Annotated in this window: 22 protein-coding genes; 2 read left to right on the plus strand and 20 right to left on the minus strand. The window is 49.1% G+C overall.

The genetic code is table 11. The annotated features are described in order from the left end of the window. From BBD42_RS08525 to yabN, 17 genes are all read right to left on the minus strand, one after another. Positions 1–1,548: an ABC transporter ATP-binding protein gene (locus BBD42_RS08525; RefSeq protein WP_099517805.1), complete on the minus strand. Its 1,548-nt coding sequence runs from the start codon at positions 1,546–1,548 to the stop codon at positions 1–3. Between the two features lie 118 nt (positions 1,549–1,666). Next, positions 1,667–2,734 carry a BMP family lipoprotein gene (locus BBD42_RS08530; RefSeq protein ID WP_099517806.1) on the minus strand — a complete coding sequence of 356 codons (1,068 nt, stop codon included), beginning with the start codon at positions 2,732–2,734 and terminating at the stop codon, positions 1,667–1,669. 516 nt (positions 2,735–3,250) lie between these two features. After that, positions 3,251–5,251 (minus strand): ATP-dependent zinc metalloprotease FtsH, encoded by a 2,001-nt coding sequence (ftsH, locus tag BBD42_RS08535; RefSeq protein ID WP_099517807.1) that lies wholly within the window; start codon positions 5,249–5,251, stop codon positions 3,251–3,253. 104 nt (positions 5,252–5,355) lie between these two features. After that, entirely contained in the window at positions 5,356–5,895 is a 540-nt protein-coding gene (hpt, locus tag BBD42_RS08540; protein ID WP_046234433.1) for a hypoxanthine phosphoribosyltransferase, read from the minus strand. Between the two features lie 49 nt (positions 5,896–5,944). Then, positions 5,945–7,429: a tRNA lysidine(34) synthetase TilS gene (gene tilS / locus BBD42_RS08545; RefSeq protein ID WP_237163421.1), complete on the minus strand. Its 1,485-nt coding sequence runs from the start codon at positions 7,427–7,429 to the stop codon at positions 5,945–5,947. A gap of 25 nt (positions 7,430–7,454) precedes the next feature. Further along, entirely contained in the window at positions 7,455–8,378 is a 924-nt protein-coding gene (locus tag BBD42_RS08550) for a serine/threonine protein kinase (protein WP_099517808.1), read from the minus strand. Further along, on the minus strand, positions 8,362–9,087 hold the full coding sequence (locus tag BBD42_RS08555; RefSeq protein ID WP_046234430.1) for a vWA domain-containing protein: 726 nt from the start codon (positions 9,085–9,087) through the stop codon (positions 8,362–8,364). Before BBD42_RS08555 ends, BBD42_RS08550 begins: the two co-directional genes overlap by 17 nt. Before the next feature lie 512 nt (positions 9,088–9,599). Beyond that, positions 9,600–12,092, minus strand: a complete 2,493-nt coding sequence (spoIIE, locus tag BBD42_RS08560) for a stage II sporulation protein E (protein ID WP_099517809.1) — start codon at positions 12,090–12,092, stop codon at positions 9,600–9,602. A 364-nt stretch (positions 12,093–12,456) separates the two neighbouring features. Next, on the minus strand, positions 12,457–13,008 hold the full coding sequence (locus tag BBD42_RS08565; protein WP_099517810.1) for a S1 domain-containing RNA-binding protein: 552 nt from the start codon (positions 13,006–13,008) through the stop codon (positions 12,457–12,459). Between the two features lie 103 nt (positions 13,009–13,111). Next, positions 13,112–13,423, minus strand: a complete 312-nt coding sequence (locus BBD42_RS08570; protein WP_056034815.1) for an FtsB family cell division protein — start codon at positions 13,421–13,423, stop codon at positions 13,112–13,114. Positions 13,424–13,492: 69 nt separating this feature from the next. Next, a complete protein-coding gene (yabQ, locus tag BBD42_RS08575; protein ID WP_099517811.1) occupies positions 13,493–14,083 on the minus strand; it encodes a spore cortex biosynthesis protein YabQ in 591 nt (196 codons plus the stop codon). An 8-nt stretch (positions 14,084–14,091) separates the two neighbouring features. Next, positions 14,092–14,376 carry a sporulation protein YabP gene (gene yabP / locus BBD42_RS08580; protein ID WP_099517812.1) on the minus strand — a complete coding sequence of 95 codons (285 nt, stop codon included), beginning with the start codon at positions 14,374–14,376 and terminating at the stop codon, positions 14,092–14,094. A gap of 210 nt (positions 14,377–14,586) precedes the next feature. Beyond that, positions 14,587–15,348, minus strand: a complete 762-nt coding sequence (locus BBD42_RS08585) for a DUF817 domain-containing protein (protein WP_099521524.1) — start codon at positions 15,346–15,348, stop codon at positions 14,587–14,589. Further along, positions 15,348–15,956 (minus strand): histidine phosphatase family protein, encoded by a 609-nt coding sequence (locus BBD42_RS08590; RefSeq protein WP_099517813.1) that lies wholly within the window; start codon positions 15,954–15,956, stop codon positions 15,348–15,350. Before BBD42_RS08590 ends, BBD42_RS08585 begins: the two co-directional genes overlap by 1 nt. Before the next feature lie 106 nt (positions 15,957–16,062). Continuing rightward, a complete protein-coding gene (locus BBD42_RS08595) occupies positions 16,063–16,344 on the minus strand; it encodes an RNA-binding S4 domain-containing protein (protein ID WP_046234424.1) in 282 nt (93 codons plus the stop codon). A gap of 3 nt (positions 16,345–16,347) precedes the next feature. Next, complete coding sequence (locus BBD42_RS08600) at positions 16,348–16,620, minus strand: HU family DNA-binding protein (RefSeq protein ID WP_046234423.1); 273 nt, start codon at positions 16,618–16,620, stop codon at positions 16,348–16,350. Between the two features lie 192 nt (positions 16,621–16,812). Beyond that, positions 16,813–18,294, minus strand: coding sequence for a bifunctional methyltransferase/pyrophosphohydrolase YabN (gene yabN / locus BBD42_RS08605; RefSeq protein WP_099517814.1), 1,482 nt, complete (start codon positions 18,292–18,294; stop codon positions 16,813–16,815). Positions 18,295–18,478: 184 nt separating this feature from the next. Between yabN and BBD42_RS08610 the strand changes: the two genes are divergently transcribed. Both BBD42_RS08610 and BBD42_RS08615 read left to right on the plus strand, forming a co-directional pair. Then, positions 18,479–19,222 carry a hypothetical protein gene (locus BBD42_RS08610; RefSeq protein ID WP_099517815.1) on the plus strand — a complete coding sequence of 248 codons (744 nt, stop codon included), beginning with the start codon at positions 18,479–18,481 and terminating at the stop codon, positions 19,220–19,222. A gap of 4 nt (positions 19,223–19,226) precedes the next feature. Further along, positions 19,227–19,613, plus strand: a complete 387-nt coding sequence (locus BBD42_RS08615) for a hypothetical protein (RefSeq protein WP_099517816.1) — start codon at positions 19,227–19,229, stop codon at positions 19,611–19,613. A 132-nt stretch (positions 19,614–19,745) separates the two neighbouring features. On the opposite strand, the gene spoVT is transcribed toward BBD42_RS08615, so the two are convergent. The 3 genes from spoVT to BBD42_RS08630 all read right to left on the minus strand — a co-directional run bounded on the left by spoVT (position 19,746) and on the right by BBD42_RS08630 (position 21,833). Further along, positions 19,746–20,288, minus strand: a complete 543-nt coding sequence (spoVT, locus tag BBD42_RS08620) for a stage V sporulation protein T (RefSeq protein WP_046234419.1) — start codon at positions 20,286–20,288, stop codon at positions 19,746–19,748. A 522-nt stretch (positions 20,289–20,810) separates the two neighbouring features. Further along, positions 20,811–21,059, minus strand: a complete 249-nt coding sequence (locus BBD42_RS08625) for a hypothetical protein (RefSeq protein ID WP_099517817.1) — start codon at positions 21,057–21,059, stop codon at positions 20,811–20,813. Positions 21,060–21,083: 24 nt separating this feature from the next. Next, the gene (locus BBD42_RS08630) at positions 21,084–21,833 is read right to left on the minus strand and encodes an ABC transporter ATP-binding protein (RefSeq protein WP_216364953.1); all 750 of its coding nucleotides are present in this window, start codon (positions 21,831–21,833) and stop codon (positions 21,084–21,086) included. Positions 21,834–22,096: the final 263 nt, after the last annotated feature.

Here is a 22,096-nt window from a genome sequence, read left to right on the forward strand (position 1 = left end):
CTATCTCCCACCTTTGCTCGGCTCATTTGCCGCCGAATTGCCTGCCATCATTAGACCCAGCTGCTGATCATCACGCTGATCAGCATCGGCATAGCCCATTATTTTACCTTCATACATAACCGCAATGCGGTCAGACAACGCGTACAGCTCATCCAGCTCGAACGATACAAGCAAAATCGCTTTACCTGCATCCCGCGCTTCAATCAGCCGCTTATGCACATATTCGATTGCGCCTATATCCAAGCCACGAGTCGGCTGCACTGCTATGAGCAATGATGGGTTTTTCCAGAGCTCACGGGCAATAATAGCTTTCTGCTGGTTGCCGCCCGACAAGGAACGTGCCTTCGCTCCGATACCCGATGAACGTACATCAAATTCCGTTACTAACTGATTCGCAAGCAAGTCTATCGCTTTATAATCGATAAAGCCGTTTTTGCCGAACTGCGGATCAAAATACGTATCCAGCACCATGTTTTCGCTGAGCGTGAAATCCAGTACCATTCCATGCTTGTGACGGTCCTCTGGAATGTGGCTTACACCTGCAACGGATAACTGGCGCGGCGTTTTATTGATCATTTCCTTACCCTGAAGCTTTACAGATCCGCCTGATGCTTTACGCATTCCTGTGATGGCCTGTACCAGCTCACTTTGTCCATTGCCATCAACACCAGCAATACCCAAAATTTCGCCCGCACGGATATCAAAAGCTACCCCGTTCAGAACGAGTTTTTTCTCTTCGCCCTTCATTGTAAGGTTGTCAACGGATACGATAAGCTCTCCGGGCTCTTTCTTAGTCTTTATAGCCTGGAAATTAACATCGCGCCCTACCATAAGTTCAGCAAGCTGCTGCTCATTCGTTTCTTTGGTCGTGACGGTACGCACAACCTTGCCGCGACGAATAACCGTAACGGAATCTGCAAGTGCCATAACCTCTTTGAGCTTATGCGTAATCAAAATAATGGACTTGCCTTCGGCAGCCAAATTGCGCAAAATGCCAATCAGCTCTTCGATTTCCTGTACGGTCAGCACCGCTGTCGGCTCATCGAAGATCAAAATTTCGGCCCCGCGGTACAAAGTTTTCAAAATTTCCACACGCTGCTGCATGCCCACCGTAATATCTTTAATCCGCACCTGCGGATCTACTTTCAATGCATAACGCTCCGAGATGGAACGGACTTTGTCATTTGCTTGCTTATAATTGACGAATGTGCCAAACTTGCGCGGCTCATTGCCAAGCACAATATTTTCAGCCACCGTAAATGGCTGTACGAGCTTAAAGTGCTGATGCACCATGCCAATTCCGAGTTCAATCGCCTTACCTGCACCTTCAATAACTGTTTTATTGCCGTTAACCCAAATTTCTCCTTCATCCGGCTGATACAGCCCGAACAAAATGTTCATCAATGTGGACTTGCCTGCACCATTCTCGCCCAGCAAAGCATGGATCTCGCCTTTCTTGAGCTCAAAATCGATCGAATCATTGGCTACAAGACCGGGAAAGCGTTTCGTAATCCCCTTAAGTGTGACAGCCGCTGCACTTTGTTTCATCCAGTTATCCTCCCCGGTTTGTTAGCTCCCAATCTCAAAAAAGGACAAGACCAGCTCATAGCAGGTCTTGTCGGCTGTACATAATAAACAAACGACATCTAGATAAATTGATTGAAAATTATTTAATATCAGCTGGAACTACAAGCGATCCGCTAATAATTTGTTGTTTGTAATCTTCAACTTTTTTCATAATTTCTTCAGAAACGTTAGGGTTGTTTTCTGGCAGACCTACTGCACCGTCTTTCAGACCAAGAACAAGCGATTTGCCGCCTTCCCATTTGCCGCTAATCAGGTCATTAGAAACTTGGTAAATCGCAGCTTCAACGCCCTTAAGCATGGAAGTAAGCGTGACTTCGTTGCCGAATTCGATCGATTGGTCTTTATCAACACCGATTACCCAAACATCTTGGCCTGCTTTTTTACGAGCCGTTGCTTCGTTAAATACGCCGTTACCAGTACCACCAGCAACTTGGAAAATAACATCTACGCCATCATTATACATAACAGCTGCTGCTGCTTTACCTAGATCTGGTTTACCGAACTCGCCTGTGTAGTTGCGAATGATTTTCGCATCAGGGTTTACTGCTGCCACGCCTGCGTTGAAGCCTGCTTCAAACACAGTTACGCTTGGAATTTCCATGCCGCCCACAAAACCAATTTTATTCGATTTTGTTGTCAAGCCAGCAACTACGCCTACAAGGAACGAACCTTCGTTAGCTGCGAAGTTAACGGAAACCACGTTCGGTGCGTCAACAGCGGAGTCGATGATGCCGAACTTGGAGTCCGGGTTGTCTTTCGCCACTTTACCCATTGCATCTTGGAACAGGAAGCCTACGCCCCAAATCATATCGTATTTTTCAGAAATGAATGCGCGCAGATTCGGTTCCATATCAGCGTCGCCTTTACTTTCCAAATATTTCGTTTCGGAGCCTGTATCTTTCGTTACACGTTGCAAGCCATCCCAAGCGCTTTGGTTGAAGGATTTATCATTTACGCCGCCCGTATCTGTAACCATACCGATTTTAAGCTTAGCACCCGCTGCTGCCGATTCTTCAGGTGCAGTAGACGCTTCAGGCGACGCTGCTCCGTTTGTGCCAGAAGTACCCTTGTTGCCGCCGCCACAAGCAGACAATACTAATGCGAACATAAGAACAATAGACAACATAAAACCTAAACGTTTTTTCATCTTCGATTTCTCCCCTTAATATAGATGTGTTGTAACTGCAACCTGCTTGCTTATATTATTGTTGTTGTGCTTGGCTGCTATTCTCTTTATTATAATTGCTTATCTACATACGTCAACATTTTTACGTCATGTAACATGACATAGAAATTTTGTTCACGCCTATATCTCACAATTATTTAACATTTGTGCCAAACACGCCATTTAAACCTTACACACACCCGACAAAACCAAATAATGGGTACGTTTTACCTCTATTATTATAGGCTAAACCCGAACATTAATAAAGTAAAATTAATCAAGCGTAAACGCTGAAGCCGTCCTCTGGCGGTAATGCTCCCGTTTCGAGGCTGAAATATAAGCTCATTATAAGTGTGTACCTGATAAATGCTTTTATTTCAAAAAAAGACAGCTATTTTCTCGGTCACTGCTGAGAAAATAGCTGTCTCCATAAACAACGGGAAAGGACGATTGTTCGACGACCGACAATACCGGGTTTAAAACACGTCCTTATCCTGTTTATTTCGGTTCTTCCTCATCGTTCGGTTTATCATCAGGCTTATCCAATGAAGGCGGAGTAATTTCTCCCGCTTCTCTTGATTGAATACGAACCTTTACATCGCCAATCGTATCGACGATTGGTTCAGTCGTTGGTTCAACAGCAACACTCTCTGCTTCGCCTTCCGCCAATTCAAGCGTGCCTGTTTCGATCAAACGTTTGATTTGATCCATTTCAAGCGTCTCTACAGACAGAAGCGTCTCCGCAATGGTGTGAACTTCTTTCGATTTCTCGGTGAGCAATTTTTTGGCACGCTCATAACAAGCTCCAATAATTGCTTGCATTTCTTGGTCAATTTCGTAAGCGATCGCATCGGAGTAATTTTGTTCATGGCCGATATCACGTCCAAGGAACACCTGTCCTTGCGAGCTTCCGAATTGCAATGGACCAAGCTTGTCGCTCATTCCGTATTCCATAATCATCGCACGAACGATGCTTGTTGCTTGTTTAAAGTCACTGTATGCGCCTGTGCCGATTTCGCCGATAAACAATTCCTCAGCTACGCGTCCGCCAAGCAAGCCTGTTACTTTATCCAGCAGCTCCTGCTTCGTTACAAGCATCCGATCTTCCTTCGGCAGCATGATGACGTAACCGCCAGCTTTACCACGAGGAATAATGGTCACTTTATGAACGAGATCCGCATGCTCCAGGAAGAACCCAATGATCGTATGTCCAGCTTCATGGAAAGCAACAATACGCTTCTCACGGTCGCTGATTACGCGGCTTTTCTTCTCTGTACCTACAATTACGCGGTCAATCGCTTCATCAACCTCAACCATTGCAATATCTTTCTTGTTGCGACGGGCAGCAAGCAATGCTGCTTCGTTCAGCAGGTTTTCAAGATCTGCTCCGGAGAAGCCTGTTGTACGTCTTGCGATAATATCCAATTTGACGTCCTTGTTAAGCGGCTTATTGCGGGAATGCACTTTAAGCACCGCTTCACGGCCTTTCACATCTGGACGATCCACCGTAATTTGACGGTCAAAACGTCCCGGACGCAGCAAGGCAGGGTCCAAAATATCAGGGCGGTTCGTTGCTGCAACGATAATGATGCCTTCGTTCGCTCCAAATCCATCCATCTCGACGAGCAATTGGTTGAGCGTTTGCTCGCGCTCATCGTGACCGCCGCCAAGACCAGCGCCACGTTGACGGCCAACGGCGTCAATCTCATCAATAAAGATAATACATGGTGCATTTTTCTTCGCATTTTCGAACAAATCACGGACACGGGATGCGCCGACACCGACGAACATTTCCACGAAGTCCGAACCCGAAATACTGAAGAATGGCACGCCTGCTTCACCGGCTACTGCACGGGCAAGCAACGTTTTACCTGTTCCCGGAGGACCATTGAGCAGAACACCCTTAGGAATACGGGCACCTACAAGATTAAACTTACGCGGATCTTTGAGGAAGTCAACAACTTCAACAAGCTCTTGCTTCTCCTCATCCGCCCCTGCCACATCCTCGAAAGTGATGCGCTTCTTCTCTTCATTGTAAAGCTTAGCGCGGCTTTTGCCGAAGTTCATGACTTTACCGCCGCCGCCTTGCGCTTGATTCATTAAGAAGAAGAACAGAATGAATATAATCACAAACGGAATGATGGAAGTAAGGAGCGTAAGCCAGACACTTGGCGTATCCATTGGTTTATACTGTAACTCAAAACCGTTTTTCACTGCGGCTTCACGCAATACCTCGCCTGAATCAATCCCTGCACGCGATGTGAACTGTATGCTCTTCGCGTTTTCGGGCTGTTTAATGTATTTACCAGAAATATAATAAGACTGACCATCGTACTTTATCATCATTTCCGCGACGTTGTTCTCATTAATAGCAGCGCGAAGCTGATCATATCGTATTTCGACGGTAGTATCATTCTGATTGCTGATAAACTGAATAATCCCGACGGTTACCAAAAAGATGATCAAATAAAATCCAGTGTTACGGATGATCCGATTCATCTCCTACCTCCTCTCAAGACGCTTTTCATATTTTAACATAGCATGACTTTCCATCACAATAGAACCACTTGGAGGACAGCCACACTGGCTAAGCCCATTTACGATTACTTCTCGTATACTTCCGGTTTCAAAACGCCAATGAACGGCAGGTTGCGGTAACGCTCGGCAAAATCAAGGCCATAACCAACAACAAATTCGTCCGGCAGCGTAAAGCCCGTATAGTCTGCTTCGAGATCTACTGTACGGCGTGCTGGCTTATCAAACAGCGTAGCCACCGTAACCGACTTGGAATTGCGGCGCTCCAAAACATCAATCAAGTAGCTCAGCGTCAAGCCGCTGTCAATAATGTCCTCAACGATGAGCACATCACGGCCTTCAACCGATACATCAAGATCCTTGATAATCTTGACCACACCTGAGGACTTGGTCGATTGACCGTAGCTCGACACCGCCATAAAATCAATTTCCAGCGGAATTGTCATTTCCTTAATCAGGTCGGACATGAAAATGATGGCCCCTTTAAGGATACAAATAACGAGAGGGTCGCGCCCTTCAAAATCCTGACTGAGCTTCTCGCCCATCTCACGCACCTTGGCCTGAATCTGTTCTGCATCGTACAGCACTTCTTGAATGTCGTTTAACAACGGATTAATCCCCCTACAGTACTTATGTTTATGAGTGTAACAGTGCTTCTTATTCTTTCGTCAGACGAATGAATAACAGTTCCTTCGTGCTTGGGCTGATAAGCGCATGGCCTGACCGCCTGATGCCTGGAATCCACAGCAGCCGCCCGTCTGCATCAAATAGCAGAGGATAGCTTTCACGCTGTGAAGGAGGCAGCTTTTCGTCAACGAACATATCTTGCACTTTTTTAGACCCATTTAATCCTAAAACTTGAATTCGGTCACCACGGCGCCGATTTCGTACAGTCAGCGGAAACGCAAGCTGCTCCATATCGAAGCATGCTTCATGGCGGCCTGCCAGTTTTCCAGCAGCCTGATCATCAGCTGTCCGCCGCTCAAATGCGAGCTTCCAGCCGCCCGCCTCTACCTCTATGTATTGCTGGGTCAAAGGTGCAACTGCAAGCGCATAGTCCGTATTCACGTCCTCCAGTTTCGGCAATCTGACAAAACGCATATGGTCGTATTCACGCAAACAGCGCAAGCCGTTGCCAATATCCATACGCCAGGTGCTTGAACTTTCGGGCGCTGCGGCAAGCCGCATAGACTCGATATGCTCGAAGGAGACCACATCAGCATCCCTCGAAAGATAATCTAATATTAGTTTAATCAATCTCCTTTGTAAAGCGACATGAAGGCCTGCCAAACGACTGCAGCTTACAGAACATTCCTCCGGCTCCGTATAGGCTAATTCCTCGAATAAAGCTTTAGTCTGGCTATCCAGCCATTCATCCTCGGCCCCCGCCACTTCAGCAAGGCGGCCAAGCGATTCGGACAGCTGCGGATTGAAGCTAGATAACTGCGGAATAACATCCAGACGGACAACATTGCGAAAGTAGTGGCGCTTCTCGTTGCTGCTGTCCTCGCAATACGGAATGCCATAATGATGGCAGTATCGTAAAAGGTCTGTTTTGTTCTTACGCATGAGGGGGCGAATGAGTTCCACGTTTTTTTCTCGCCTGCGCAGCGCCATCCCAGAAAGCCCCGAAATGCCGCTCCCGCGAATGAAATGCATGAGCACCGTTTCCGCTTGATCATCCGCATGATGGGCAAGGGCTATCGCCTGGGCTCCCCGCCTCTCAGCAACCTCATGCAAATAGGCGTAGCGTTTTGCGCGCGCCGCCGATTGTGCGTTCATTTTTGTTTCTTCTATATAAGCAGGCAAATCGAGTTCTGCCAGCTCAAAGGGTAGCCCAAGCTCGCCTGCATAGCGCCGAACGACCTCCGCCTCCAGCGCCGACTCCTCCGGCCGGAAGCCGTGATTCACATGAGCCGCCACAACGCTTATTGCCCCGCTTGACTTCAGGCGGCTCATGAGATGCAGCAGCGCCATGGAGTCCGGTCCCCCGGACACGGCAACAACTATGCAGTCTCCTTCGCTCCACAGCCGTTCAGCCGCTGCCAGCTTCTGGACTTCGGGAAGCATATCGATTCCTGTCGTCATTTCCTCTTCCCTCATTCCCTTCTGGCCGCCGCCTTCAACAAAAAAAGCTGGCAAAGCCCTCCTATAACATCTTATGTCATTACATACCCACGCGAAGCAGCCAATAAACCGACACAGCCAGCATAATTGCCGAGCCTGCAACTAGTCCTTTAAGCCAAAAAGGAGTCGGAACAGTCTGCTTTCCGTTCGTTCGATGCATAAGCAAGCGCCACGCCTCTGCGCCTTCAGCAGCATCCGCGTATCGTCCCGCAAGCGCTTCTGCCAGCCAGCCCGCAATCGGCTTCAGTGAAGCATTGGTTGCGATGAGCTGCTCCAAATCCTCGGTCGAACGGTTTTGCGGGAGCAGCGTCAAGGTAAGCTGGTGCAGCCGCTTCGGGTCGTGCATCTGGATGCATAGCACCGCGAAAGAAAATAAGTCGTATTTCAAATCGGCTGCCCGGGACCCTGCATTCCAGTAGCCGCGGTCATAAATTTCAGTAAACTGGCGAATGCTCTTTCCTACCGCCGTCACCCCGCCGTAATCCACCAGCTCGACATGCCCATAATCGGCTACCATCACATTTTCCATCTTCAAATCGCAAAATACCCAGCCCTTGCTGTGAAGCTCCGCCAATTTATTCAATAAATTGAGGCTGACCAGCGGGAACCATTCCTTGCCGTTTTGCAGCAAATACGCAGACAAGTTCACTCCGCGCACATACTTCATAATATAAAAAGGGTAATCTCGTCCATCGGAGCCTTGCAGATCATCCACATCATACAAGAATGCAGGCGCCTGGCGCCTTCCCTGCTTCGCAAGCGTCTGAAGCACATTAATTTCCGACTGCAGGTCGACCGCGTCAGCGCCTACCTTAAGCGCGACCCAGCCCTGGTCCGAGTGGACCAAGTACACTTTGCCATTGGCGCCTTCCCCAAGCAGACGCTCGACCCGATACTTACGGCGCTTCCATTTTCCAGTCACCACAGTGCCACGGCGGAGACTGATTCTAAACGACGTAGTCACTCATCATCCCATCCGTTTCTTCTCTGCTCCTCCTACCATAATCCCCCTGACGATAAAAATCAATGACCTGCATCAGCGCAGGACCCGTTGGCGTCGTTCCGCTCATTTGCAATTTTGGAAAAATGGACTGCGCTCCCGTCAAATTATCCGTCCAGCCCAAATCCATTTTGCACTCTTCTCCGTGCCTCCCGCCTGGAAAATGAAAGACAGCGATTTCGCTTTTCCCCTGCCTTGCTTGCAGGCTCAGCATTAGGTCGCGGATTGCTTCTTCTACCGCAATCAGCTTGGGCTTCATGCTGGCGCTGGCGTCGATAAGCAGCGCCACCTGCAGACTTGAGCTTTCCCCAAGCTCATCCATCACCCTCACGACCTCGCTGCGTGTCTCCGGCGGCAAATCCTCAATCGCCCCGCTGCCCAGCACATGCTTAAGCTCCTTCTGCACAGCCAGCTGAATCGTCTGTACGACCGTCTTGCGCGTCATCATCTGAACAGTCTGCGCCAGCTGCCGCGTATGAACCATTCGGCTGATGCCGCCGCCAGCCCTTGCGATTTCCTCAATCTCCATGCTGCCGGATTCGCCTGCATCGCCATGATCAAGCACCCCGACGACATTGACCGCAATACCTTCCGCCTTCGCATGCGCCGCTGCTACAATCGGACTAAGCCCTACATTCGAACAACCATCGGTAATAAGCAAAATTTGTTTCATCCCTATCAATCTCCCTTCACAAGCGTAAACGGCTTCGCCATCCTCTGGCGGCAAAGCTTTCGTTTCGCGATGAAATATAGAGAAAGCATGGCGAAATCATATACTTTCTCTATATATTAAAAAACGAATAAAATGCACAAACATCCACGGATCAGCTTTCCGCCCTGCCAAGGAGACAAGGAGCTGATTCTATCAGTTTTGCCCATTTTAAGAGAGATAAACGGCTAAGCGCAGAAAAAAACCAGCGTTTATTCATAGCCGCTTCCCTTTGAAGCCCGCTATGAATGAACGCCGGTTCGGCTGATCACCTCCAAGAAAACACTTTGTTTAAGCTTCCTAGCTGCCGTCCAGCTGCTTCACCTCCGTTTAGTATGTGAGCCAAGATGAAACGGCTGTCGCCTTACTTGGCGGCGCGGCGCGTTTCATTCCGAGGAATATCCTTTCCTATATTTCTAGCAAATCATCCCGGCCTTCACTCCTTTCTTCTTTTTATTATCCCATTGTTTCAAAAGCTAACTTACCGTCCGCGGCCGCTCCATCCGCGACAGCCCCGGCCAGCGGAATGCCGCCCACTCCGGCAAATGCTTGTCCACGCGTGCCACCAGCACGGTCATATCATCGACAATCTCCCCCTTATGATGGCGCACAACCGTATCGAGCAGCACATCCGCCATCTCCTGCGGGTCCTCTGTTTTCAGCTCATGAATAATTCGTTTCATCCACATCTCCTTATTGACCGCATGGCCCGGCGCATCATAAATGCCATCGCTCATCATAATGAGCGCATCCCCCGGCTGCAGCTGCATCGAAATCATATCCACATCAATATCCTGTAAAATGCCGATTGGCAAATTGTTAGCCGTAACTGGAATCACTTCCTTGCCGCGCTTAATAAAGCTCGGCGTTGAGCCGATTTTCATAAACATCGTTGAGGCGGTATAAAGATCGATAATGGCGAGGTCCACGGTTGCGAATACTTCATCTGAGGAACGCAGGAGCAGGATTGAGTTGACCGATTTGACCGCGAGCTTCTCGTCCATACCCGACTTGAGCAGCTGCTGCAAAATCGACAGCGCTGCGCTGCTTTCCTGGCGCGCCCTCTCTCCATTTCCCATGCCATCGCTAATCGCCACGGCAAATTTGCCGTTGCCAAGCTCCACCATGCTAAAGCTGTCGCCTGACAGCAGATCGCCCCCTTTGGCCGCACCAGCAACGCCCGTTTCAATTTCAAATACTTTGGCGGAGCCAAATACGACTCTTGTTGCTTCTCCATTTTTCTCCGGTTCCTCCTCAAGTTTAACTGCAATATGCTCACCTAAAATATCCGTAAGCAGCGGCGCAATAATTTTGCGACACTCGTCATATCCCTTGCTAAATGTATGGTACAGCTCAATATCAACATTGCCCTCCTCCAAATTAATCACTTCAATTTCTCGAATCGACAGGCCCAGCCCCTCCAGCGCCTCCCTAATTTGCTCCTCCTGCAAATGCAGCGTTTGTCCCTCGCGGCGAATTTCCTTCGCCAAGTCCTCCATAACCTGGGACACGCCGGTTAATTGCTCGGCCACCAGCTGACGGGAGTCGAATATTTGCTTCTTCCAGTGCATATTATTTTGATATAGCTCGTACTGCTGCTTCATGACAGACATCACCTGCGTCGACTTCGAGCAATGGGCAGTCCACGTCCGCGGCATATCCTTGGCTCCAGGAGCCCGCTCCTGCTCGACCGTCGTCATCATCTCGGTCATCACTTTATAGGTTTGATAAAATTTATCCCCCCAGCATGCGTTTTGCCGATGGCAGCTTGCACAGCTTCGAGCCGCCACCTCATTCATAAAATGGGTAATCTCGTCTTCGCGGTTCACCGTCACGACACTGCCATTTAATTGTCCGAAGCTTCGCGAGAGCTGCCGGAACATCTCGGAATATTGCGTGACCCGCTCCGCCGTCACTTCCCGCACCCGCTTGGCATATTCATGCTGCGACTTGGCATGCTCATTCGTTCCCGGCACATAGCGGGATATCGTCCGGATCATGACCCGCGGCGTCAAAATCAGCATGATAGCTGCTGTAACGGATTCCCAAGTGGACGCCATCACATCGCCTTGGCCGCCTACATATACAGCTAGAATGGACGTCCCGAGCAGCATGCCGAAGGCTACGGCCATCTTCCCTCCATCCCGCAGCAGCCCCGCTAATAGGCCCGCAAATGCGAGCAGGCTCATCTGCACAATGGCGTTAAAGTCCGCAAGGCTGAGTATAAGCCCCGCGATGACTCCAACCGATGCTCCAAGCGGCGCTCCTCCAGCAAGCGCGAACAGCACCAGCATATACCGCGACATAATATGCTCCACCGACATGCCGTAAATCACCCAGCCAACTGCCCCCGTCATGACGGAAGCGAGCAAAATCATTAGACATATAATCTCCTCGCTCCGCAGTGCCGCCGTTTTCTTAGACATGGTCAGCACCGGTATGGCCTGAATGAACACGAGTGTGAGTACGAAGCCAAGCGCCGCTTCCACGACAACCAGCATGATGCTGTACCAGGTCAGCGTGTCCAAGGTGAAGGCATGAAACAATTGGACGAGCAAGGTGGCGGTAAATACGAGCAGCGGAGCCGAAGCAAGCTCAGCTTTCTCATAGGCTTCGAGCCCCTTGAACAAAAGAAATAATGCTGCAATTTCCATCGCAATCCAGACCGGGGAGGGTGTAACCGCAAAGAAGCTCCCCACCACCACTGACAGCCCGACCCAAGCAACCGCATCCTTTCGAAGAAAATATATGACGGCGAAATAAGCGGCGGCAAACGGCATAAGCGACTCCAAAATGACGGCTCGTCCAAGCAAAAAACCAACAGCAACAAGCAGGAAGGTCCATTTTTTCGCCAGCACCAGCTGAATAAATCGCTGCGAGGCAACGCGCTCCTTGATTTTACCGATTCGAGGCTGCAGCCATCCTTCTTTCTTTCCTCTGGGAAATACGAGTACACTTTCCTTGTTCATCCGCAGACACCACCATTTCCGAATGTATTGTGTTTCCCATTATAGGAGGTCGTCCACAGGAAGTTTGTCAGTTTAACGTAGGCGGCCCAAAAGTTTTTTCCGACAAAATCAACTGCCCTCGCAGTCCTTGTCAAAAGCAAATTTTCGCTTGCCCTGACTGGGCTCATGCCGTCCTCTTTGCAGCCATTGCCTTGAACAGCTTCAACAAAAACCGTCTATGGGCACTTCCATTTGTTGGCGAATATACAGGTGAATGTGTCGGTATTGAAAGAGTAGGGGAGGAAAAAACTTTGAGGCGGCACATAAACGCAAAAAAAGCAGAACCATAAAGGCTCTGCTCTTGTCATTAAAATATGGCTCTTACTTAAACCCGCTTGGCTCCGCGTCCACCGCGTTTGCCTTCGGTATTCTTCTTCAGGGAGGAAATGCGTTCTTCACTGTCTTTCAGGAAGCGCGACACTTTATCCTCAAAAGTTGGTTTTCCGTAAGCTGGTCTCCCGGCCTGCTGCTTGAATGGACGTCCACCACCGCCGCCACCGTGTCCTCCACGGTCGCCACGATCCTGACCGCCACCACTGCCGCCACGATTAAAGCGTTCTCCGCCGCCACCACCACCAGGCCCGCCACTTGGACGAGTGCTTGGACGTGATTCGCGTGCAGGAGGCAGTTGGCCTTCTGGTCGATCAATTGCCTGTTTAATGGAAAGTCCAATTTTTCCGTCTTTGTCAACGTTAATCACTTTGACCTTGACCACGTCTTCGATCTTCAGGTGATCTTTCACGTCTTTGACGTAATTATCAGCAATTTCCGAGATGTGAACGAGACCTGTGACACCTCCAGACAAATCAACAAATGCCCCGAAATGCGTAATGCCTGTCACTTTGCCCTCTAACTTCGCGCCTACTTCAATTGCCATAAAATAAAATGTTCCTCCCTAAAAGTTTCGCTTAATGTACTATTAACGTGATTATAACCGAACGGAAGAAGGAAGGTCAACAGACGTTCACCCGTTTGTGCGTCTATTTAACTACCTGTATCTGTTGTTCGCCCTCTTTAACCATGCCTTGACCTTTGGTTGCCAGTTGGGCAATATATTCCGGATCGTTAAGCCGCTCAATTTCCTGTTGCAGCTGCTGCGCCTGATTTGTAGCTTCTTCCTTCTGTTTCATTACAGCTGCAAGCCGCAGTTCGGTAGCGTTTTGCTGCTGGATTTGTCCAAAGAAGGTATAAGCCGCCCAGCCCATGAAGAGGACAATAAACATCATCCACATCTTGATCCGACGCTTGGAGCCTGGATTAACGGTTAACTTGTTTGCTGCTGCTGTCGCCAATTGCTTGTACCCCCTTAAGAAATTGAACCAGATGCATCCATCACCCGATCTGCTTCATGCCATGAAAACTTAGAATAACTTCCGCCAAAGCGCAACTACGCGTGCAACCGCTGCCTTAAAGCGCTCTGTAAGCTTAAGCTTATCGGCGTATTTGATAAACAGGCGGTTTAACGGTCGTATGATAGGACCTAATACCCACCATAGCAATAGCCATAATGGACGAGTCAATTTTAACACAATTTTTAGAACAAAAATAGTGAAAGCAGTCCCAAATCCCAGTGCTACAATACCTAACTTGTATATCAGTAGGATCGGCTTAATAATGACAAATTCCACTGTTTTGACAATTCCTCTGATGAGTGCGCGGATGGCGCGAATGATGCCCTGTACCAGTTTGATGACTGGCTTGCTAAACAGAAAGTAATAGCTGGTCACACCTATCGCCAGCCCTAGGAAAACGTACGCCCGCACCTCGCCATTGTTGCTTGCGTACAGCACACGAAACACGATAATCGACGCCACCAGCCAGTAAATAATGTCCAGAACCGGCAGCCACCACCGTGGAAACCGCAGCTCATTCGACACCACACGATAGCCGTCAAAAGCGACTCCCATGCCGATTCCTGACAGAAGCATCATCGCGAGCGTGTACCACTGCATCGTCAGTGTCACTTAAATAATTTACCAAATAAGCTTTTGGATTTGCTTGGGGCATTGCCGTCCAGATAGGCGAGCGAATGAACGAGCCCCTCTATAGCGACAAAGCCTTGCTCCAGGCTGAGATGCTTAATATGCAGGTTCTGCCCTTTAATCGTCAGGAAGCCCAGATCCGTTTCCAGCAAAAACTCCTCGCTGTCAAAGCTCTCCACGTTTAATACGCCGGTAATCTCCAGAAGCTTTCGATTGAGCATTTTCACTTCCTGACGCTTCTGTCCTTTATTCTGTTCCACCATTGACCCGTCCCTCCACTTCAAAAGCGTAGCTTATGCTAAAGCTTATGGGAGTGGGACGAACTTTAGAACCTGTCCAGAGGGACAAACCTATGGAATCTATGAAAGGGCTCATGAAAATAGAGCAGCTACCGATATATACCCTATTCTATGATTTTGAAACAGCAGAATGCCTTGCCTTTCTATCTATTAAAAAGAAAGCTTCTATTGCGCTCAGCGGGCGCTTTTTACCCGTTTCAGCTGGGCTACAATAATGATGCTGATCACGACGAGCAGCAGCCATGAGCTGATTTTGCTCACATGAACGAGCGTCCATTGCTTTTCCTGGTCCGGATAGGCCCACGCCCCGAAAAAAGTCATAATATTTTCCGCAATCCAAATAAAAAATCCGATTAGAACAAAAGCCAGCGTAAGCGGCATCTTATATACAGCTTCCCCAAGCTTGAAGTGGACACTGGTACGCCAGAATACGATAATCAGCCCTGCCATCAGCACCCATCTGAAATCCCACACATAATGATGGGTAAAAAAGTTCAAATATATCGCTGCGCTGATCGCTACCGCATACGCCATTTTTGGCCAGCCCACCATCTCCAGATGGAGCCTGCGCCAAGACTGGCAAATATAGCTTGCTACGCTCGCATACATGAAGCCGCTGTAAAGCGGAACATCGAATACTCTTGACCAGCCTTCGCCCGGATACGTCCAAGAGCCCATTTTCACCTTATACACCTCAAGCGCCAGCCCGATAATGTGAAACAGGCAAATGACCTTCAGCTCATCCCACGTCTCCAGCTTCGTAGCTACCATAACAGCCTGCATGGCCAAGCAGATGAGCAGAATAAGATCATAGCGGGCGATGCCCGGCACATGGACGTAATGCGTAAGAGCCATAGCCCCGAAGATCGTAACCGGAAACAGGCAGTTCAGTGCCTGCAAGTACCCGAACAACAGCAGCTTTTTCAGAAAAAATATCATTTCGCCGCTGCTTCATTAACCACGCCGCTCAAATGCAGCGCACAATTAAACTTCTCGCATGTCCACCCGCCTGCGGCATTCGCATGAATCGTCGAAATAGACGTATTTTGAAGCGGCTCGTTCTTATAAGCATCCGGCACAAGCTCCTTCAAGCAGCGGCCGATGAGCGCACCATGGCTGACGATGAGTACATTTTCGCCCGGATGGTTAAGGGCAATCTCCCTCAGCACCTCGCTGCCGCGACCAACAACGGATTCATGGCTTTCACCCTGCCAGTCCATTTCCCGCCAATCGGCTCCCCACTTCTCGATACGCTCCGCCTCCGTGGTGCCCTCCAGCAGGCCGCCTCCCATTTCCCGCAGCCGTTCATCCTGCTTGACCGCCATGCCGCCGCCCAGACGCTTTGCCACCGCCTCAGCCGTCACAAGCGCCCGCTGCAGATCACTGGAGTAAATATGATGCCATTCCTCCTTGCTGAGCCGCTCCGCCAATACCTCCGCTTGCCGCAAGCCTTCCTCATTTAACGGAATATCCGTAGAGCCCTGCGCTCTCCCCTCGACGTTCCATTGCGTAACCCCATGTCTAATCCAACCAATTTTCGTCATGCTCCACTTTCCCTCCTTGATTTGCTCCATCCATGGTTATATACGTAAATTAATAAAAAAAGGGCCGCTCTGCACATAATTACCATGCGCGAGCAACCCTTTATCTTTATTGCCATTCAAGATCATTGTCACGCGGACGCTGTTCTTCCTTCAGCACCGTGTAGAGCTCACCGGCTTCATCCTTGCGGGTCGTTTCGGCAATTCGCTCAATTCGAACGGTTACTGTCTTCTGCCCGTATTGGATAGCAAGCTCATCCCCAACCTTTACGGCGCTGCTCGCTTTCGCTTCGCGGCCGTTGATCCAGACGCGTCCCTGCTCGGACACATCTTTAGCGACTGTACGCCGCTTGATCAGGCGGGATACCTTGAGAAACTTATCCAGACGCATGAATTACTGGATAGCTTCTTTCAGCTTGTTGCCTGCTTTGAATGCAGGAACTTTCGATTCTGGAATGTTAATCTCTTTGCCTGTTTGTGGGTTGCGGCCAACACGGCTGGAGCGTGTGCGCGTTTCGAAAGTACCGAAGCCGATCAATTGTACTTTGTCTCCACCAGCAAGAGCATCTGTTACTTCACCAAGAAAGCCGTTAAGAACAGCCTCTACATCACGTTTAGTCAAACCGCTTTTTGTTGCAATGTTGTTAATCAAATCTGTTTTGTTCATTCTAAAATCCTCCTAATAATAAGCTTAGCTAATGGTATAGCCGCACAGTGCGGCCTACGTTCGTGAAAGTTTGAAACTGTTACACTTACGAAGTTAACTTATTCTGCTTGCCGACATGAATTCCTGCCGCTGACCGCAAATTTTTTTCACGAAAAGTGCGGAATCTTTGCTGCTCTTAGCGAACCGCGTCCCTTACTGTCGCTTTGCTTCTTCCCACCAGCGGTCCATTTCTGTTAAATCAGTCTGGTCAAATGTTTTGTTGTTTATACGAAGCTGTTCTTCAATATAGGCAAAACGAGACTTGAATTTCCGGTTAGTCATCGTCAAAGCTTCCTCTGGATCCGCATGGATGAATCTCGCAGCATTGACGACGGCGAACAGCAAATCGCCTAGCTCGCCCGCCTGCTCCAGCTCGTCCTTCGAGGCAATCGCTTCACGAAGCTCGGAGAGCTCCTCCTGGATTTTATCGAGTACCGGCCCAAGATCATCCCAGTCAAAGCCGACCTTCGCCGCTTTCTTCTGCAGCTTGTACGCCTTCATCAGCGCCGGAAGGTCCTGCGGAATGCCATCCAGCTGCGACGGACGGCTGGCAGCTGTGCCATTGCGCTCCTTCTCCTCGGCCTTCATCTGCTCCCAATTGCCAAGCGCCTCATTGGCATCCGATGCGCTGCTGGCGCCAAATACATGCGGATGACGGAACAGCAGCTTCTCGTTCAGCGTCTCAATGACATCATAGACGGTAAACGCGCCCGTCTCCTCCTCCATCTGGCTATGCAGCATCACCTGCAAAATCACATCGCCGAACTCCTCGCGCATTCCGTCCGGATCATCATTATCTATCGCTTCAAGCGCCTCGTAAAGCTCTTCGATGAAGTTTTTGCGGATAGACGAGTGCGTCTGCTCCCGATCCCATGGGCAGCCTTCAGGGCTGCGCAAAATGGCCACAATCTCATGAAGCCGATCAAAAGAGCGGTTCAGCACCGCGTCCTCCGTCGTACGCGGCACATACAGCAGCGATAGATTGCCAAAGCCTTGTGTACGATCAAGCTCATAGAGCGGCACGCGAATAATCTGCTCCTCGCCGGCAACGCCGAGTGCATGCCCGATGACAACCTCGAAGTCGTCGGGATAACGCTCCATTAAAGCCAGCTTCACATCGGATGCGGTAAACGCATCGTAAATTTGCCCAATAATCGTATGTACGCGCGGTTGAAGCATGGCGGGCTGAAGCTCTGCGGCATCCAGCAGCGCAAAACCTTCAATTGGATCAATGCCGAGCCGGATAAAGGCTTGATCCAAGAAGCTCTCGCCGCCGATAATGTCGAGCTGCACGCCCGCAGCTGCACAGCGCTCGCGAAGCAGCTGCACCGTGCGCTCTGCGACCATCGGGTGCCCCGGTACGGCGTATACGAGCGCCCCTTGCAGCGATTGAGCCTCCAGCAGCAGCGTGGCCGCTATCGCCTCATATACCTCCGGAAACGTATCATGCTGCTCGTACACGGAATCAAACGAGGTATACGCCAGCTCATGCTCCTTGAGCAGCGATATCGCCGGATGCTGCTCCGTCCTGACATAGACGCGCGCCGCCTGCTGAAGTCTGCGCCATACGCCAAGCGTCATTTGATCGGCATCGCCAGAACCGAGTCCAACAACCGTAATATGCGGTTTACTCATTATTCTCTCACTCTCCTACAATTGGCTTGTCCCATTAGTATACTAAAGATGACGCCGCTACTACAAAAAAGCGGACAAGCACATTTTAATCAATTCCCTTTTATGGAAAATTGAGGTATTATTTAATCGAAGGGTTCGATGCCGTTCGATACACCCTCTATAACCAGAAAGGTGGAGAATTAATTTGAAGAAATCCTTAATCTTAATAACGACATCGGCAATGATTTTAGCCGCTATTCCTAATGCAGCATCAGCAGCGGAAACCACAAAATCAGCCGATACGACTATGAATTCCGAAAAATCATTAAGCACGGCCCTAATCAAGAACGGAAATTATTTTTTAACTTTGGATCAGAAAACCAAAGGTTTTCTTCAAACGATGACAGGCAGCGGTGTATTACATGAGATATCATCAGGCCCGGATGGTCAAATGATTTTGCTAAATGAAGACGAAAGCTACTTAAAGCTAAAATATGATTTAAATGATGAATTTGTTTTGCTTCTTAAGAATATAATCGCAGATGCGAATAACAAAGGTGTTCTGCAGGGCGGGCAAGCGCAGCAAAATGTACGAGTTTCCTTACCCCAAGGACCATCAATTAATAATCAAGCTCCAAATGTAGTTTCACCGCAAATTTTCCTTCAAGACTCTAAAATATACTTTACACAAGAAGATATTGATTTATATCTTTTTGTGGCAGCAGGGATCGGGCCAGAAGCCTTAGCAGCGGCATTGTCAGCTGTTGCCTTTTTATTTGGGGGACCAGTAGGGTCTGTCATCACTTTAGCTTTAACACTCATCGGAATCGGGACATTGACTAATCTTTGTTATTTAATTATCCAAGCCAAAGTTAATAATAAAAATGGTGTTTATATCGGCTTAAATTGGGACGGATTTTTCCCAAATTACTCGCAAGGCACCTGGTAACTATATGAAAAGGAGCTACTACAATTTAAATGCCAACGAACAAAAACTGCATAAATTTTCCAGTATTGCCTCATCACTGCTTTATGGCGCCTTATTCGGCTACTCGCTCAATAAAGACATTTTTTTTATTTGGCTCATATTGATGCTGTGCGGCGGAATCGTTCTTTTACAAGTGAAAAAATGGATCAGGACCGAGCTGCGAACAAAAATGATGACCCAAATCATCGTGTTCACCGTCCTGTTGGATGTTTGGATCGTTTCTGACTTCATTCCTGTGCCTATGCTGATTAAACAACTCGTTTTTTTAATTGCTTTTTGTATATTGGGCTACAAATATTTCAAGCTGCTTTATGCAGGAAAGCTCGCCGTTCAAGATGATGCCGCTTTTTAAATAACAAAATAAAATGAGCTCATCTATGCTCAGACATCCAGTTCCCGGCAACATAAACACGCAAAGGCCCGGTGCTTAAACAGCTAACCTGCTGTGTGCACCGGGCCTGTTCGTTTGTAGGGACAGCCTGTCCTACTGCTCCATTTGCTTCGCTAAAAAACCAGCGGCGGTCTCAGCCATTTTTTGCTCCATAATCGACATTTTCACAGCTTCATCCTTGCTCAGCAGCACCACAGTACCGATCGGATCTCCGCCTGCAATAATAGGTGCTATAACGAAGGCTGAAAAAGTGTCACTTATATCTTTAATCATCTCATAAGCGCCAGGAGTCGTTTCGGCTACAGCCTTGCGGTTCTCCATGCAGCTCTCCAGTATCGGCCCAACCTGCTTGTCCAACAGATCTTTCTTAGAGGCTCCGGCTACCGCAATAATCGTATCCCGGTCAGAGATGAGCGCCACGTGATTCGTGCTCTCGAACAGCGATTCTGCGTATTCTTTGGCAAAATCCCCGAGTTCGCCAATAGGAGAGTACTTCTTGAGAATAACCTCCCCATCGCGATCCACAAATATTTCAAGCGGGTCACCTTCCCGAATGCGTAGTGTCCGGCGAATTTCCTTCGGAATAACTACACGCCCAAGATCATCAATGCGGCGTACAATTCCAGTTGCTTTCATTTCATGTTGCCCCACTTTCCTAGAGGATTTTAAGTCTACTGGGTACGAACTACCTGTCTAATAGCGTAAACGGCTATCGCCGAAATGCAGCGGCAAAGGCTCGTTTCGCGCTGAAATATAAGCGGGTTATAAGCAAGGAACTTATAAAGTCTTATATTTTAAAAAACACGGCTAACAGGCGGGAAGCCTCGAATGCTGAAGCAGTCGTTTTTCGATGCATGACGAAGGCCGCCACACGAATGACCGTTCTTTACTTGATCAAGCCAGGCAACTCGTTTGCTGTGAATCTGACCATAGTATTCATCCGCTCCCAATTTCTTATGCACGCACCTTGAACAGCAACCCTTCAAATCATTTTACCCTTTACATCCCCTTCATTAACACCGCCTTTCAGCACTCCTGAAAGGCGGCAGGCAGCTCGTTCCCGGACTAATTTCCTAGTTCCAGCGGGTGAATATCCACGAAATTTTTAAATATTTGTCGCTTCATCCAGCTCTTGGTCAGCAGCTCCATCATTTTGATCTAAACCTGATCCGGTGAAGCCTTTCGTTCTTGCCCTCCGCAGCCCTCCTCTTTTTGCCCTTCCTCTCCCCGAAAAGAAAAACATCCCGCTGCTCCATTAAGAGCGGCAGGATGCCTGAATAACATGACGGTAGCAAGCAATGCCATAGCCGCAAGCAGTTTGGGACGAGCCTTGAGAACCTCGGCAGTAGGGAAATTCCGCTGATCTTTCTGTTCCTCTTCCAGCACAGCCCCAGTCAGTTTCTCCATTATTAACTCCTCCTTTAAAATCACTCAATCATGCTTCAGCAGCTCGGCAAGCTCGCGCTTTAAAGCTAAAAATGATTGGTGCTCACGCACTTCTGGCGAACGCTCCGCAGGCAAATTCACTTTAAATTGCTTTAAAATCCGCCCAGGGCCAGCCCCCATTACGACAATGCGCTGCGACAGAAAGATGGCTTCATCAATATCGTGCGTAATGAAAAGCACGGTCGTTTTCTCCTTTTGCCACACATCCAGCAGCATTTCCTGCATCTCCAGCTTCGTCTGGGCATCCAGCGCGCCAAATGGCTCATCCATCAGCAGCACCTTCGGGCGATTGGCTAGCGCTCTGGCAATGGCTACCCGCTGCTTCATCCCTCCTGAAAGCTGCTTCGGATAAGACTTGTCGAACCGCTCAAGCCGGATAATTTTGAGCCAGTAGTTGGAGATGGAACGGCGGGCAAGCGTTGGTATCCCTTGCAGCTTGAGGCCATATTCGATGTTCTCACGCACCGTCAGCCACGGAAACAGCGTGTAGCCTTGAAAGACCATGCCCCGCTCGGCACCGGGTCCAACGATTTCTTCTCCATCCAAGGCAAGCATGCCGCTCGAAGGCTCATCAAGTCCGGCGACCATGCGAAGCAGCGTAGATTTGCCGCAGCCAGACGGGCCCAGTATCGTTAAAAACTCATTGGAGCCAATAGTGAGCTGAATATCGCGCAGCGCTTCAAAGCTGCTTTTTTTCGTTTGGTATACCTTATGGAGATCGCGGATTTCGATCATTCCGCTGCCAGCTGCCGCTATGGCAGCTGGCTCGTTTTGCGCCAATACATTCTCCTCCGGCTGCTCTTTCTCTTTCGCTGTTAACGTCGCCATATTCAAACGTGATCGCCTCCAAAAGCGTTCAATTTGCGCTGCCTAGTCTGCTTGCGAACCAGCAAGCAGATCGGCATCGGATTTGACTAACTGCCGCCCAATTTGTCAGGTATCCTAACAATTTTAATAAGAATACCGCAAATTTTTACTGTTTGTCAATTTATATGTTA

Source organism: Paenibacillus sp. BIHB 4019 (genome assembly GCF_002741035.1).
GTDB lineage: Bacteria > Bacillota > Bacilli > Paenibacillales > Paenibacillaceae > Pristimantibacillus.

Bases quoted from the DNA above. Each gene is read 5' to 3' on its own strand.
- BBD42_RS08525 (WP_099517805.1), bottom strand. From the start codon at position 1,548: ATGAAACAAAGTGCAGCGGCTGTCACACTTAAGGGGATTACGAAACGC.
- BBD42_RS08530 (WP_099517806.1), bottom strand. From the start codon at position 2,734: ATGAAAAAACGTTTAGGTTTTATGTTGTCTATTGTTCTTATGTTCGCA.
- ftsH (WP_099517807.1), bottom strand. From the start codon at position 5,251: ATGAATCGGATCATCCGTAACACTGGATTTTATTTGATCATCTTTTTG.
- BBD42_RS08555 (WP_046234430.1), bottom strand. From the start codon at position 9,087: ATGAAACAAATTTTGCTTATTACCGATGGTTGTTCGAATGTAGGGCTT.
- spoIIE (WP_099517809.1), bottom strand. From the start codon at position 12,092: ATGAACAAGGAAAGTGTACTCGTATTTCCCAGAGGAAAGAAAGAAGGA.
- BBD42_RS08565 (WP_099517810.1), bottom strand. From the start codon at position 13,008: ATGGCAATTGAAGTAGGCGCGAAGTTAGAGGGCAAAGTGACAGGCATT.
- yabQ (WP_099517811.1), bottom strand. From the start codon at position 14,083: ATGCAGTGGTACACGCTCGCGATGATGCTTCTGTCAGGAATCGGCATG.
- yabP (WP_099517812.1), bottom strand. From the start codon at position 14,376: ATGGTGGAACAGAATAAAGGACAGAAGCGTCAGGAAGTGAAAATGCTC.
- BBD42_RS08590 (WP_099517813.1), bottom strand. From the start codon at position 15,956: ATGACGAAAATTGGTTGGATTAGACATGGGGTTACGCAATGGAACGTC.
- BBD42_RS08595 (WP_046234424.1), bottom strand. From the start codon at position 16,344: ATGCGTCTGGATAAGTTTCTCAAGGTATCCCGCCTGATCAAGCGGCGT.
- BBD42_RS08600 (WP_046234423.1), bottom strand. From the start codon at position 16,620: ATGAACAAAACAGATTTGATTAACAACATTGCAACAAAAAGCGGTTTG.
- yabN (WP_099517814.1), bottom strand. From the start codon at position 18,294: ATGAGTAAACCGCATATTACGGTTGTTGGACTCGGTTCTGGCGATGCC.
- BBD42_RS08615 (WP_099517816.1), top strand. From the start codon at position 19,227: ATGAAAAGGAGCTACTACAATTTAAATGCCAACGAACAAAAACTGCAT.
- spoVT (WP_046234419.1), bottom strand. From the start codon at position 20,288: ATGAAAGCAACTGGAATTGTACGCCGCATTGATGATCTTGGGCGTGTA.
- BBD42_RS08625 (WP_099517817.1), bottom strand. From the start codon at position 21,059: ATGGAGAAACTGACTGGGGCTGTGCTGGAAGAGGAACAGAAAGATCAG.
- BBD42_RS08630 (WP_216364953.1), bottom strand. From the start codon at position 21,833: ATGATCGAAATCCGCGATCTCCATAAGGTATACCAAACGAAAAAAAGC.